This window comes from Mycobacterium sp. MS1601, assembly GCF_001984215.1.
GTDB lineage: Bacteria > Actinomycetota > Actinomycetes > Mycobacteriales > Mycobacteriaceae > Mycobacterium.
In genome coordinates, this window is record NZ_CP019420.1 from 474641 (window position 1) to 488208 (window position 13568).

Here is a 13568-nt window from a genome sequence, read left to right on the forward strand (position 1 = left end):
GAAAGTCATCACCTCGATGAGTTGACTATAGAAGCGAATTTGTCCCATGTCTAGACACGGAGACATCATTTGTAAAGCAATGTCGCAGTCCCTCAGGAGCGGAGCGCGGCCTCGCGGCGGGCCATCACCGAATGCCGACGCCCATAGAGGAAGTAGACGACCACACCGATCGCCATCCAGATCAGGAAGCGGATCCAGGTCAGGCCGGTGAGATTCAGCATCAGCCAGACGCACGCGATGATCGACAGGATCGGTAGCACCGGTACCCATGGGGTCCGGAACCCGCGCTCGAGGTCCGGCCGCGACCGGCGCAGCATGATCACGCCCGCAGACACCAGCACGAACGCGAACAGCGTGCCGATGTTCACCATTTCCTCGAGCTTCCCGATGGGAAACACCGAGGCCGCCACCGCCACCAGCGCCCCGACGATCAACGTGATCCGCACCGGAGTGCCGTGCACACCTGTTTTGGCAAGCTGTTGCGGGATCAGACCGTCGCGCGACATGGCGAACAGCACGCGGGTCTGCCCCAGCATCAACACGATCACCACGGTCGTCAGACCGGCCAGCGCGCCGATCGAGATCACCGTCGCCGCCCAGTTGATGCCGTTGGCTTCGAACGCGGTGGCCAGGTTGGGCGACTCGGCGTCGCGCAGCACCGTGTAGGACACCATTCCCGTGAGCACCACCGTGACGGCGACGTACAGCACCGTGACAATGGCCAGCGACGACAAGATGCCTCGCGGGACGTCGCGCTGCGGGTTCCTGGTCTCCTCGGCGGTGGTGGCCACGATGTCGAATCCGATGAACGCGAAGAACACGATCGACGCACCCGCCAGCAGTCCGTACCAGCCGTAGGAACTGCCCTCGGCGCCGGTGATCAAGGAGAACAGCGACTGCTCGGACCCCGACCCGCTGTCACCGGATTCCGCGGGCGGGATGAACGGCGTGTAGTTGGCGACGTTGATGTAGAAGGCGCCGACCGCGACCACCAGGAGCACCACGGCCACCTTGATGACGGTGACCACCAGGCTGACGCCGGCCGACAGTTTGGTTCCCCGGGCCAGCAGCAGGGTCACGAGCACGATGATCAGCAATGCGCCCCAGTCGAAGGGCACCCCGCCGATCTCGGCGACCGCGCTGCCGAACCCGAACACCGTGCCCAGGTAGCTGGACCAGCCTTTGGCCACCACCGCAGCGGCAACAGCGAATTCGAGGATCAGATCCCAGCCGATGATCCAGGCGATGAACTCCCCGAATGTCGCGTAGGAGAACGTGTACGCGCTACCGGCAACAGGCACGGTGGACGCGAACTCTGCGTAACACAGTGCGGCCAGGCCGCAGGCGATCGCGGCGATGACGAACGAGATCGAGATCGCCGGCCCGGTGAGGTTACCTGCGGTGGAGGCGGTGATGGTGAAGATGCCCGCACCGATCACCACACTCACGCCAAACACCGTCAAATCCCACCAATTGAGATCCTTGCGGAGTTTGGTTCCCGGTTCGTCCGTGTCGGCGATCGACTGCTCGACAGATTTGGTCCGCCACCGTCCGGTCATAGTTTCGTTACCTCCCGATCGCCCCGACCTCGGCTATGTAACCACTAGGTTGGGCAGCAATGGGGCGGACTGGAGAACATGCAGTCGTCATCGGCGCCAGCATCGCTGGGTTGTGCGCCGCCCGTGTGCTGTCCGAGTTCTTCGACCGGGTGACGATTGTCGAGCGCGATCAGCTCCCCTCGGTACCAGGATGCCGCACGACAGTGCCGCAGGATCGTCACGTGCACCTGCTGATGGCGCGCGGGGCAGCCGAATTGGACGCTTTGTTCCCCGGATTGCTGCGCGATATGGCCGACGCCGGGGTGCCCGTGCTGCAGAACCGTCCCGACTGCATCCACTTCGGCGCTGCCGGCCACGTCCTGGGCACCCAGCAGCGGCTGCGTAAAGCGTTCACGGCCTATGTGCCCAGCCGCCCATATCTGGAATGGCAACTGCGCCAACGTGTCCGCGCGATTCCCAACGTCGAGCTCGTTCAGGCGACAGTGACCGAACCGACCTACGATCGGGCACGAAGGACAGTGACCGGCGTCGATGGCCTGCCCGCGGACCTGGTGGTCGACGCAGGGGGACGCGGCACCCGATTGCCGGTGTGGTTGCGACAGTGGGGCTTTCCCGCCCCCGACGAGGACACTGTGGACGTCGGGATCGGGTACGCCACCCTACAGGTGCGGATTCCCGACGGCCTGTTCGACGAGGTGGTGGTGGTGGCCGGAGCTTCCCGCGACCAACCGCTGGGGCTGGGCATGCTGTACTACGAAGACGGGCTGTGGGGATTGACGACGTTCGGCACCGCGGGCGCCCAGCCTCCGCGCGATTTCGCCGCCATGGTCGAACTTGCCGAACGTGTACTTCCCGCACACATCGCGGCGGCGGTGCAGCTGGGCGAGCCGGTGGGCGACGTGGCCCGGCACCACTACCCGACCAGCCGGTGGCGGCGCTACGACAAGCTCACCGAGTTCCCCGATGGCATTGTGCCCCTGGGAGATTCCGTGGCGAGCTTCAACCCGACCTTCGGTCAGGGCATGACGATGACAGCCATTCAGGCGGCACATCTACGCCGGGTGCTGCAGTCCGGTTCCGACGACATCGCCGGGCAACTCGCGCGACTGGCCGCCAGAGCCATCTTCCCGGTGTGGACCATGAACGCCATCGGCGACCTGGTGCTGCACAACGCACCAGGCCCCCAACCCTGGTGGTACCGACCCGTCGGCAACCTGTTCGACCAGTTCCTCGGTGCGGCAGAGACAGATCCTGTTCTGGCCGAATGGTTCCTGCGCCGCTTCAGCCTGCTCGACAGCCTTTACATGGTGCCGACCCCGCAACTGGTCGGACGAACCGTCCGACACAACACATCGCTGTGGCTACGGCAACGACGGGCAGGTTAGATCGCACCCCGGCCCTCTCTCCCCCTCGTCCCTCGGGCTCGTCGACCGGGCTGGTCAACTCGCACCCCGGCCCTCTCTCCCCCTCGTCCCTCGGGCTCGTCGACCGGGCTGGTCAGATCCCGACCGTGGCCCGGAACAGCCGGGTGGGCTGGTCGGCGACCAACCGGATGGGTCCGTCGTCAGCAGCCACCCACGCCGCCGATCCGCGCTCCAACGTCAGGGTGTCGGACTTGGCCCGCACCACGGCAGAACCCTGCGCACACAACAGGATCTGTGGACCGTCGTGCTCACACGGCGCGTCGACCTCATGCCCGAGGTCATCGCCCTCGAGCACCAGCACCGACACCGCGAACTCGCCGGCCGGGGTGCGGTAAGTGGATTCGAACCCGTCAGTCTCGACGGGTGAGAGCAACGTCTCCTCGGTGGCCGGGGTGAAGTCGAGCACCCGCAGAAGCTCGGGCACATCGACGTGTTTGGGCGTCAGTCCGCCGCGAAGAACGTTGTCCGAGTTGGCCATCACCTCGATGCCCACGCCACGCAGATAACTGTGCAAATTGCCTGCGGGCATGTAGAGCGCCTGACCCGGCTCCAGGTGCAGCACGTTGAGCAGCAGCGCGGCCAGCACACCGGCGTCACCGGGATAGCGCTCACCGAGTTCGAGCACCGTCTTGGCTTCGGCCTCGAATTCGGTTGCATCCGAACGCAGGTAGTTGATCGCGCCGTCCAGCACCGCGGGCACCAGCACGTCGAGATCCGGCTGCGGGGCGGTGATCCACGTGGTGAACAGCGCGCGCAGTCCGTTGGCGTCCGGCTGGCCGGCGAGCAGCTGAACATAGGGGTCGAGGTCAGATACGGCAAGTGCGTTGAGGAACTCCACCGTGCGCGCCGCCGGCCGGAACCCAGCCAGCGCGTCGAACGGTTCGAGCGCGACGAGCAACTCGGGCTTGTGGCTGCGATCGCGGTAGTTGCGCACCGGCGCGCTCAGCGGCACCCCCATCCGCTCTTCGCGGACAAAGCCTTCGACGGCCTGCTCCGAGCTCGGATGTGCTTGCAGCGACAGCGGTTCGTCGGCGGCCAAGACCTTCATCAGGAACGGCAACGCGTCACCGAATCGAGCGCGGACAGTCGGGCCCAGTTGCCCCTCCGGGTCAGCGCGGACCACCTCGAGAAGTGACTGCTCGCCGGCGTCGGTGATGATGAAAGCCGGGTCACCCGGGTGCGCGCCGAGCCACAGTTCGGCTTCCGGATGGTTGGTCGGCACCTCGCGACCGGTGAACTCGGCAATAGCCGTCCGAGATCCCCACGCGTAGTTGCGAACCGCTCCCCGCATCAACTCCATGATCTGTTATCCCCCTGTCATCCGCGTGCGAGCCTCATGTACACGGCCGCCATCTCCAAACGAACTGCCAGAACAGCCAATTGCTGTTCGGGGCGCCCGGCATCCGCCGGCGCGGCAGGCAGCCCGCTCCCCTCCCATGGATCGGACCGGGGCCGGTCGCCACTGGGCCCGCCATCGGGTACGTCCTCGGTGCCCACCAGGTCCACATCACTGACCCCGGCGACACGCGCACCCACCACCGCACGTTCGGCGGCCAGCGTCAACGCCAGCACCCGAGGCCGCTGAGGCAGCGGTCCGTCGAGTTCCTCGTCATGGAACAGCGCATCAAAATCGCTTCCCGCACTGCCGCCTTCGGCACCCATCCCCTCACGCAGCGCCACCACCGCGTCGGCAAGTCCAGCGGCGGCCACCGGCTTATGAGCCACCCGCAGCAGCACGGCGGCCAGGTGTCGCGCCAGGGCCACAGTGGCCAGGTTGTCGCCGGCCAGCACCACGTCGCGTCCGCTCATCCGCTCGGCAAGTGATTTGGCGGCGTTGGTGAAGACTTCGCGCCCGGCACTGTTGCGCAACGCCTCGGCATCCAGTTCGTCGGCCATCACCGACAGGTCGGTGCGCACGGCGGCGGCACCGGTCTCGACGGCCCCCAGCGTCGCCAATCCCGTTGCCAGATAACGGCACAATCCGAACTCGTCGCGCACCCACAACCGTGGCTCGAGTACCGCAACCCGGCCTGCGGTGGCATCGCGCAGCGGCCCGGCATACGGGGCGGCGATCACCACCCTGGCACCTCGGCGAACTCCGGTGGCCGCGGCCGTCACCAGGGCCGGGTCGCCCACATCGTCGCCGGCAACCACCAGGACGTCCAGCGGGCCGATCCACGGGGGCACCTCCGAAGCGGTGACGATGGGCTCGGCGGCCGCGCCCCCCAGCACCGCGGCCAGCATGGCTCCCGCGGACTCCGCGGCGCCACGACCGGCCACCCAGATCAGTGAGCGAGGCCGTTGGCCGGTGTCGACGGATTCCAGCGCTCCCTCGGCGACCGCGGAGGCCACCGCGCGGACCTGAGCACCCGACATCGACGCACCCCGCAGCAAGCCGTCACGATCGGCGCCGATCAGGCCGTCGCTGTCGTCGAGATCGATCGAGGCGCGGGTGGCGCTCACGGTGCCGCCTGGGCCGCTTCGATCTCGGCAGCCACCTTGGCGACGATGGCGTCCACCTCGTCGGCGGTGCGGGCTTCGACGTTGAGCCGCAGCAGCGGTTCGGTGTTCGAGGTACGCAGGTTGAACCAGCTGCCCTCGCCGAGATCCACGGTGACACCGTCCAGGTGGTCGATGGACTGGATGCCGGTGCCGAACATCTTCAGCACGGACTCCACGCACGCCGGCGCGTCGTGCACCGTGAAGTTGATCTCCCCGGATGCCTCGTAGCGCTGGTAGTCGGCAGCCAGGTCCGACAGCGGACGGTCCTGTCCGCCCAATGCCGCCAAGACGTACAGCGCCGCAAGCATTCCCGAATCCGCACCCCAGAAGTCACGGAAGTAGTAGTGAGCCGAGTGCTCGCCACCGAAGATGGCTCCGGTCTCGGCCATCAGGCCCTTGATGTAAGAGTGCCCCACCCGGGAGCGCACCGGGGTGCCGCCGCGCTCGATCACCAGTTCCGGCACGGCTCGGGAGGTGATCAGATTGTGGATCACGGTGGCGCCGATCTCGCGGGAGAGTTCCCGGGCGGCCACCAGTCCGGTGACCGACGACGGGGAGACCGCCTGTCCGCGTTCATCGACCACAAAACAGCGGTCGGCGTCGCCGTCGAATGCCAGCCCGATGTCGGCGCCCGACTCGACGACAAATCGCTGCAGGTCCACCAGGTTGGCCGGATCCAGCGGGTTGGCCTCGTGATTGGGAAACGACCCGTCGAGTTCGAAGTAGAGCGGCAACACCGTCAACGAGGAGACCTGCCCCAGAACCTCGGGTGCGGTATGCCCCGCCATGCCGTTGCCCGCGTCGACGGCGACCCGCAGCGGCCGCAGATCGCTCACGTCGACGAGACTGCGCAGGAACTTCCCGTAGTCGGCCAGCACATCCTGATCAGTGACCGAACCGGCGGGCCCGTCGAAATCGGGGACCCCCGCCACGATCTCTTCACTGATGGTGGTCAAGCCGGTGTCCTTGCCGACCGGTTTGGCTCCGGCGCGGCACAACTTGATGCCGTTGTAGGCGGCCGGGTTGTGGCTGGCGGTGAACATGGCGCCGGGGCAGTCGAGCAACCCCGAGGCGAAGTACAGCTGGTCGGTGGAGGCCAAACCGATACGGACGACGTCCAGTCCCTGGGCGGTTACGCCGGCAGCGAACGCCGCCGCCAGTGCCGGCGAGCTCTCACGCATGTCGTGCCCGACGACCACCTGGGAACTGTCGGCTCGAACCAGGCGGGCGAACGCCGCGCCGACCTCGGAGACGAACTGCTCATCGATCTCGGAGCCGACCAGACCGCGCACGTCATAGGCCTTGATCACCCGGGCAACCGCGTCAGCGGATCGAGACATGGCAGGACTCCTGACTTCGACGTGGGCTGCAGTTGGTTGCCGATACCAGCCTAGCCGGAAGAGGCGTCCGATTAGCGGGCCAACTCGATACGAAAATGGGACGGCGGGCCCAAAAACGGGTTGCCGACGTGCCAGGAAGCGAGATGAATACAGATCTACTCGGACGGATCCGGCAACACTCGCAGATGCCCCCGGCGCCGTCCGGCGCCGGCGGGACGCTGGGCCGCCGGCGCGAGCACACCGCCGACCGGAGCGGCACTGGTCGCGGGATGCGGCCCGGGGTCGGAGAAGGAGCCGTGCATCGGCGCACCGGTAGGGACACCCGTGCGGCCTTCGCGAACAGCATCGGCCAACGCCACCAGGTCGTCCTCGTCCGGGTGGCTGGGCAGTGGCCCGGCGTGGCGAACCAGCTCCCACCCGCGTGGCGCGGTGATCCGGCCTGCGTGTGTCACACACAGGTCCCACGAGTGCGGCTCACGAACCGTGGCGAGCGGACCCACCACTGCCGTCGAGTCTGAATACACGAACGTCAGCGTCGCCACGGCATAGTGAGGGCACCCAGGCCTGCAGCAGCGACGGGGAACATTCACGCCCGTGAGGCTATCGCGCTGGTGCGCTCGTGCTCGGGCGGACACGCGCAGCCACGGCCGCCACTACTGAACCGTTACCTCTGTATGCCAGACCGTTACGATCGGCCGGTGGCACACTCCGGCAGCTCTCGACACCGCCCGTCAGGCGGTCGGTGGTCGTCGCGCCACGGCAGAGACATCCGGGGGCCGCTGTTGCCACGTGATGTTCCGGGCTGGCGCAGCCGGGCCGAGCGCTTCGACATGGCGGTGCTGGAGGCATACGAACCCATCGAACGCCGGTTCTCCGATCGGGTGACGACGCTGGATGTGGCGGTGGACGAGATTCCCCGCATCGCTGCGCGGGATCCGGAGAATGTGCAGTTCCCACCGGAGGTGGTCGCCGACGGGCCGGTGGCGCTCGCCAGGCTGATCCCTGCCGGGGTGGACGTCCGGGGTCAAAACACCCGGGCACGAATAGTCCTGTTCCGCAAGCCGATTGAACGGCGGGCCAAGGACACTACAGAGTTGACGGACCTACTTCACGACATTCTGGTGGCACAGGTGGCCACCTATCTGGGTGTCGAGCCGTCAGTGATCGACCCCACACTCGACGACGACTGAGCGCCACGACCGGTCGACGAGCCCGAGGTACGAGGGGAGAGAGGGCCGGGCGAGTTGTTCTGCGCCGACTAGATGATGCCGCGCTTGATGCGGCGGCGCTCACGCTCGGAGAGTCCACCCCAGATCCCGAAGCGCTCGTCGTTGGCGAGTGCGTACTCGAGGCATTCGTTCTTCACTTCACACCCCAGGCAGATGCGCTTGGCCTCCCGGGTGGAGCCACCCTTCTCGGGGAAAAACGCCTCGGGGTCGGTTTGCGCGCACAGGGCACGCTCCTGCCACTGGTCGTCGGCAGGTTCGGGTTCGGGCTCGAAACGGTCGGGGACGAGGCTCAAGTGCGGACGTCCTCCCATCTCTGTCTCCCCCTCGGTTGCCGGTTCCATGTTGGTGCGCGGGATACTGCCCATAGCGCCGATCAGGTGCTGATAGGACATGTTCCGCCTCCTCACATTTCTGCTAGTCGATCCTTGAATGTCGCCCACTATTGATCTGTGGCCATGCCAATTCGAACAGGTGATCGAATCTCGGTCTGCGACACCGGAACCGGCCGGCCAACCGGGAAATGACACTGATGTGATTAGACACGGGTTAGCTGGCGAGGTCAAGCCGTAGAACGGAATTTCATACCATTTGAGACCGACATTTCCGCGAGTCGGCGCTTGGGCGTGTCGTCACTGTGACCGCGCTGAGATCAGATGCAGCAACAACGCCTAGTCTCGTTCAATGTGAAGGTCACCGTTTTGGTCGGCGGAGTCGGCGGCGCGAGATTCTTGCTGGGCGTTCAAAAATTGCTGGGTCTCGGCCAGTTCGCCGCCGAACCTGAGGGTCAAGCTGAGGTCGAGCATGAGCTCACGGCCGTCGTCAACATCGGCGACGACGCATGGATGCATGGCGTGCGCATCTGCCCCGACCTCGACACGTGTATGTACACCCTCGGCGGCGGCATCGACCCCGAACGAGGGTGGGGCCATCGCAACGAAACCTGGCACGCCAAAGAGGAACTCGCCGCCTACGGAGTGCAGCCGGACTGGTTCGGCCTGGGCGACCGCGACCTGGCCACCCACCTGGTCCGCAGCCAGATGCTGCGAGCGGGCTACCCACTCTCACAGGTCACCGAGGCGTTGTGCAAGCGATGGAACCCCGGCGCCCGCCTGCTGCCCGCCAGTGATGACCGCAGCGAGACCCACGTCGTCATCACCGATCCCGACACCGACGAACGCAAGGCGATCCACTTCCAGGAGTGGTGGGTGCGCTACCGCGCCAAGGTGCCCACCCACAGCTTCGCGTACGTGGGTGCCGAAAAGGCAACGCTGGGGCCTGATGTGGCCGACGCCATCGCCGAGGCCGACATCGTGTTCGTCGCACCGTCCAACCCCGTCGTGAGCATCGGCCCCATACTGGCCATCCCCGGCGTCCGGGGCGCGCTGCGTTCCACAGCAGCTCCGGTGGTGGGCTACTCCCCCATCATCGGCGGGAAACCGTTGCGGGGCATGGCCGACGAATGCCTGACGGTGATCGGCGTGGAATCCACGTCCGAGGCGGTCGGCCATTACCACGGTGCCCGATCGGGTACCGGCATCCTCGACGGGTGGCTGATCTCCGAGCAGGACAGCGCCCAGATCGACGGCGTGGCAGTGCGGTCGGTGCCGCTACTGATGACCTCGCCGGAGGCCACCGCGCAGATGGTCCGCGACGGGCTCGACCTGGTGGGAGTAAGCCTGTGACGGAACACGGCTCCGCCGCCACCATCGAAATCCTGCCGGTGCCAGGGCTTCCGGAGTTCCGTCCCGGCGATGACTTGACAGCTGTCCTGGCCGGCGCCGCACCGTGGTTGCGGGACGGCGACGTCCTGGTGGTCACCAGCAAGGTGCTCTCCAAGTGCGAGGGTCGCATCGTCTCCGCGCCGTCTGATCCGGAGCAGCGAGACACTCTGCGGCGCAAACTCATCGACGGTGAGGCCGTGCGGGTGCTGGCGCGCAAGGGTCGCACGCTGATCACCGAGAACGCCATCGGCCTCATCCAGGCCGCCGCCGGCGTCGACGGCTCGAACATCGGCAGCACCGAATTGGCGCTGTTGCCCGTCGATCCCGACGGCAGCGCCGCCGCCCTACGCGCAGGGCTGGCCCAACACCTGGGCGTTGACGTCGCGGTGGTGATCACCGACACCATGGGGCGGGCCTGGCGCACCGGCCAGATAGACCAGGCCATCGGCGCTGCCGGACTGCCAGTACTGCACGGCTATGCCGGAGCCGTCGACAAGCACGGCAACGAGCTGGTGGTCACCGAGGTGGCGGTGGCCGACGAGATCGCTGCCGCAGCCGATCTGGTGAAGGGCAAGCTGACCGGCGTACCGGCCGCCGTGGTGCGCGGTCTGCAGTTCCGCGATGACGGAAGCCGCGGCCGAGATCTGCTGCGCCCCGGCGCAGACGACCTGTTCTGGCTGGGTACCGCCGAGTCGATCGAACTGGGTCGCAAGCAGGCTCAGCTACTGCGCCGTTCGGTGCGCCGATTCAGCGACCAACCGGTTCCTGCCGCACTCATCGAAGAGGCTGTCGCCGAAGCGCTCACCGCCCCGGCCCCACATCACACCCGCCCGGTGCGGTTCCTGTGGCTCACATCGGACAGCCGCACTCCCCTGCTGGACGCCATGAAACAGCAGTGGCGAGATGATCTTTCGCGGGACGGCAAACCCGCCGACGCCGTGGAGCGGCGGGTGGCCCGCGGGCAGATCCTCTACGACGCGCAGGAAGTCGTCATCCCGTTCATGGTGCCCGACGGCGCCCACGACTACCCCGACGACGCCCGTACCGCCGCCGAGCACACCATGTTCACTGTTGCGGCAGGTGCGGCCGTGCAGGCCTTGCTGGTGGCACTGGCGGTGCGACAGGTGGGCAGCTGTTGGATCGGGTCCACCATCTTCACCCCCGACTTGGTGCGCAAGCAGCTGGATTTGCCCGACGACTGGAATCCGATGGGCGCCATCGCAATCGGCTACCCCGCCGATGAGTCCGGCCCCCGCGACCCGGCTGCCGTCGACGGGCTGCTGGTGCGTCGATGACGGTGCGCGACTCCGTCATCAGAGTTCTCAACGCTTGGGCCGCACCGAATCCCGACCAGGATGCGCTACGGGAAGCGGTGCTCGGATTCGTGCTGGCCCGTCCGGATTCGTGTGAGCGCGCCTGCGAACCCGGTCACGTCACGGCGTCGACGGCGTTGCTGGACAGCACCGGCAGCCGGGTGTTGCTGACGCTGCATCCGCGACTGGGCCGGTGGGTGCAGCTCGGCGGGCACTGCGAACCTCACGACACCGACATCCAGACGGCCGCACTGCGCGAAGCCACCGAGGAGTCCGGCGTCACCGGCGTACAGCTCGGCGAGCTCGCCGCCCTGCACGTGCACGCGCTGACGTGTTCGCTGGGGAAGCCGACACGGCACCTGGATCTGCAGTTTGTCGCGACCGCACCACCGGGTGCCGAGATCACGATCAGCGACGAATCACTGGATCTGCGGTGGTGGCCGGTCGACACACTTCCGCAGGACACCGATCACTCGGTGCGCGCCCTGGTCGCCGCCGCGCGTGCTCAGAGGTCGCTGGAGTAGCGGATCCCGTGGTCGGGCAGCATCACGCCGGGCCACACCCTGGCGCCGCGCAGCAGCTCACAACGGGCACCGATGCTGGCCCCGTCGCCGATGACTCCGTCGCGGATCAACGACCGTGGCCCGATCTGGGCACCGTGTCCGATGATCGACCGTTCGATCACACAACCCGCCTCCACCCGCACACCGTCGAAGATCACCGCACCGTCCAGTCGGGCGCCCGCACCGATCTCGGCGCCGCGGCCGATCACCGTACCGCCGATGAGCACCGCCCCCGGCGCGACGGACGCACCGTCGTGCACCAGCGATTCGCCGCGGTGGCCACGCAGCGCAGGTGACGGTGCCAGGCCGCGCACCAGGTCAGCCGATCCACGGACGAAGTCCTCCGGAGTTCCCATGTCACGCCAGTAGGTGGCATCGACGTACCCGCACACCTTCACCCCGTCGGAGAGCAGCTGCGGAAACACCTCACGCTCCACCGACACCTCACGTCCGGTGGGGATGCGGTCGATGATGTCGCGGTTAAAGACATAGCAGCCCGCGTTGATCTGGTCGGTCGGCGGATCCTGCGTCTTCTCCAGGAACGCCTCCACCCGGTGGTTCTCGTCGGTGGGCACACAGCCGAAGGCGCGCGGGTCGCCCACGCGCACCAAGTGCAAGGTGACGTCGGCGTCGTTGGCGTGGTGGTGGTTGAGCAGTGCACCGAGATCGGCGCCGGAGAGCACGTCGCCGTTGAAGATGACGGCTCGCTCGTGCCGCAGTTTGGGCGCGACATTCGCGATGCCGCCACCGGTGCCCAGCGGCTCCTCTTCGAAGACGTACTCGATCTGCAGCCCGAGCTTGGATCCGTCACCGAACTCCGCCTCGAACACCGACGCCTTGTAGGACGTACCGAGGATCACGTGCTCGATCCCGGCTTCGGCGATCCGTGACAGCAGGTGCGTCAGGAACGGCAAACCGGCCGTGGGCAACATCGGCTTGGGCGCCGACAAGGTGAGCGGGCGCAGCCGGGTGCCTTTGCCACCCACAAGTACCACCGCGTCGACCTTGGACGGGTCAACCACTTCCAGAGTGCCGCTCATTGGCCTCCCCTTCCCCCTCGCCTCAGCCGCGGTGCCGCCGCGCACCACGTACTACCAGGTGCGATCGTACGGCCAAAGCGGCTCTCATGGCCCACCTCAGCGGAGCCCGCTGCCAGCCGGTATGCCGGTCGGACAGATACACATAGGTGCTGCGATGGTGGGCAGCGAGGTTGCGGGCGGGGTCCCGACCGGTGGAATGGCCTTTGGCATGCAGGATCTCGGCGTCGGGGACGTAGACGTTGAGCCAGCCGGCGCGGCCCAGCCTGTCTCCGAGGTCGACGTCTTCCATGTACATGAAGTAGCGCTCGTCGAACCCGCCGATCTGTTCGAAGGCCGCCCGCCGCATCAGCAGACACGATCCGGACAGCCATCCCACGGCCCGTTCGCTGGGTTCCTGGCGCTCCTGACGGTAGGCCCGGGTCCATGGATTGTTCTTCCAGACCGGGCCGACCACGGCGTGCATCCCGCCCCGGATGATGCTCGGCAGATGCCGCGCCGACGGGTACACCGACCCGTCCGGGTCGCGGATCAGTGGGCCCACCGCGCCGGCGGTGGGCCAGCGGGTCATCGCCTCCAGCAGCGCGTCGATACTCCCGGGTCCCCACACCACGTCGGGGTTGGCCACCACGATGAAATCCGAGTCGGGCAGCGAGTCCACGCCGCGATTGACCGCACTTCCATAACCCAGGTTGGCACCGGTGCTCAGCAGTCGGGCGTTGGGATGCCGCTGCACCGCGCTCTCCGGGGCGCCATCGGTGGAACCGTTGTCTGCCATCACCACGGTCACCGGACGATCGGTGGCCAGGCTCAACGACGACAGGAACCTCTCCAGGTGCGGGCCCGGTGAGTAGGTCACTGTCACCACCGGCAGTTCGTC

13 protein-coding genes are annotated in these 13568 nt (G+C 67.0%); 5 read left to right on the forward strand and 8 right to left on the reverse strand.

The annotated features are described in order from the left end of the window. Positions 1–92: 92 nt before the first annotated feature. Positions 93–1559, reverse strand: coding sequence for an amino acid permease (locus tag BVC93_RS02250; RefSeq protein WP_083735752.1), 1467 nt, complete (start codon positions 1557–1559; stop codon positions 93–95). A gap of 59 nt (positions 1560–1618) precedes the next feature. Between BVC93_RS02250 and BVC93_RS02255 the strand changes: the two genes are divergently transcribed. After that, positions 1619–2944, forward strand: a complete 1326-nt coding sequence (locus BVC93_RS02255) for an FAD-dependent oxidoreductase (RefSeq protein ID WP_083735753.1) — start codon at positions 1619–1621, stop codon at positions 2942–2944. A 112-nt stretch (positions 2945–3056) separates the two neighbouring features. On the opposite strand, the gene manA is transcribed toward BVC93_RS02255, so the two are convergent. From manA to BVC93_RS02275, 4 genes are all read right to left on the reverse strand, one after another. Continuing rightward, positions 3057–4283 carry a mannose-6-phosphate isomerase, class I gene (gene manA / locus BVC93_RS02260; RefSeq protein WP_083735754.1) on the reverse strand — a complete coding sequence of 409 codons (1227 nt, stop codon included), beginning with the start codon at positions 4281–4283 and terminating at the stop codon, positions 3057–3059. Positions 4284–4300: 17 nt separating this feature from the next. After that, a complete protein-coding gene (locus tag BVC93_RS02265; protein ID WP_083735755.1) occupies positions 4301–5446 on the reverse strand; it encodes a TobH protein in 1146 nt (381 codons plus the stop codon). Then, positions 5443–6825, reverse strand: a complete 1383-nt coding sequence (locus tag BVC93_RS02270) for a phosphomannomutase/phosphoglucomutase (RefSeq protein ID WP_083735756.1) — start codon at positions 6823–6825, stop codon at positions 5443–5445. The genes BVC93_RS02265 and BVC93_RS02270 overlap by 4 nt, the downstream gene beginning before the upstream one ends. 155 nt (positions 6826–6980) lie before the next feature. Next, positions 6981–7415, reverse strand: a complete 435-nt coding sequence (locus tag BVC93_RS02275) for a DUF3499 domain-containing protein (protein ID WP_192860164.1) — start codon at positions 7413–7415, stop codon at positions 6981–6983. A gap of 177 nt (positions 7416–7592) precedes the next feature. Here BVC93_RS02275 and BVC93_RS02280 point away from each other — a divergent pair, with 177 nt between their 5' ends. Continuing rightward, a complete protein-coding gene (locus BVC93_RS02280; protein ID WP_083740731.1) occupies positions 7593–8015 on the forward strand; it encodes a metallopeptidase family protein in 423 nt (140 codons plus the stop codon). Positions 8016–8083: 68 nt separating this feature from the next. Here the strand turns inward: BVC93_RS02280 and BVC93_RS02285 are convergent, their stop codons facing one another. Further along, positions 8084–8446, reverse strand: a complete 363-nt coding sequence (locus BVC93_RS02285) for a WhiB family transcriptional regulator (RefSeq protein ID WP_083735758.1) — start codon at positions 8444–8446, stop codon at positions 8084–8086. A 291-nt stretch (positions 8447–8737) separates the two neighbouring features. On the opposite strand from BVC93_RS02285, the gene cofD reads away from it, so the two are divergent. From cofD to BVC93_RS02300, 3 genes are read left to right on the forward strand one after another with little or no spacing between them, the layout of a single operon-like run. Then, complete coding sequence (gene cofD, locus BVC93_RS02290; protein ID WP_083740732.1) at positions 8738–9736, forward strand: 2-phospho-L-lactate transferase; 999 nt, start codon at positions 8738–8740, stop codon at positions 9734–9736. Beyond that, positions 9733–11070 (forward strand): coenzyme F420-0:L-glutamate ligase, encoded by a 1338-nt coding sequence (locus tag BVC93_RS02295; RefSeq protein WP_083735759.1) that lies wholly within the window; start codon positions 9733–9735, stop codon positions 11068–11070. The genes cofD and BVC93_RS02295 overlap by 4 nt, the downstream gene beginning before the upstream one ends. Then, entirely contained in the window at positions 11067–11612 is a 546-nt protein-coding gene (locus BVC93_RS02300) for an NUDIX hydrolase (protein WP_083735760.1), read from the forward strand. Before BVC93_RS02295 ends, BVC93_RS02300 begins: the two co-directional genes overlap by 4 nt. On the opposite strand, the gene BVC93_RS02305 is transcribed toward BVC93_RS02300, so the two are convergent. Further along, positions 11594–12691 (reverse strand): sugar phosphate nucleotidyltransferase, encoded by a 1098-nt coding sequence (locus BVC93_RS02305; RefSeq protein ID WP_157516745.1) that lies wholly within the window; start codon positions 12689–12691, stop codon positions 11594–11596. The two genes, BVC93_RS02300 and BVC93_RS02305, sit on opposite strands and share 19 nt — an antisense overlap. Positions 12692–12713: 22 nt before the next feature. After that, positions 12714–13556: a glycosyltransferase family 2 protein gene (locus tag BVC93_RS02310; protein ID WP_192860341.1), complete on the reverse strand. Its 843-nt coding sequence runs from the start codon at positions 13554–13556 to the stop codon at positions 12714–12716. Between the last annotated feature and the right edge of the window lie 12 nt (positions 13557–13568).

Excerpts from the sequence above, each read along its gene's own strand:
- BVC93_RS02250 (WP_083735752.1), bottom strand. The coding sequence starts at position 1,559 with ATGACCGGACGGTGGCGGACCAAATCTGTCGAGCAGTCGATCGCCGAC.
- BVC93_RS02255 (WP_083735753.1), top strand. The coding sequence starts at position 1,619 with ATGGGGCGGACTGGAGAACATGCAGTCGTCATCGGCGCCAGCATCGCT.
- manA (WP_083735754.1), bottom strand. The coding sequence starts at position 4,283 with ATGGAGTTGATGCGGGGAGCGGTTCGCAACTACGCGTGGGGATCTCGG.
- BVC93_RS02270 (WP_083735756.1), bottom strand. The coding sequence starts at position 6,825 with ATGTCTCGATCCGCTGACGCGGTTGCCCGGGTGATCAAGGCCTATGAC.
- BVC93_RS02285 (WP_083735758.1), bottom strand. The coding sequence starts at position 8,446 with ATGTCCTATCAGCACCTGATCGGCGCTATGGGCAGTATCCCGCGCACC.
- BVC93_RS02300 (WP_083735760.1), top strand. The coding sequence starts at position 11,067 with ATGACGGTGCGCGACTCCGTCATCAGAGTTCTCAACGCTTGGGCCGCA.
- BVC93_RS02305 (WP_157516745.1), bottom strand. The coding sequence starts at position 12,691 with ATGAGCGGCACTCTGGAAGTGGTTGACCCGTCCAAGGTCGACGCGGTG.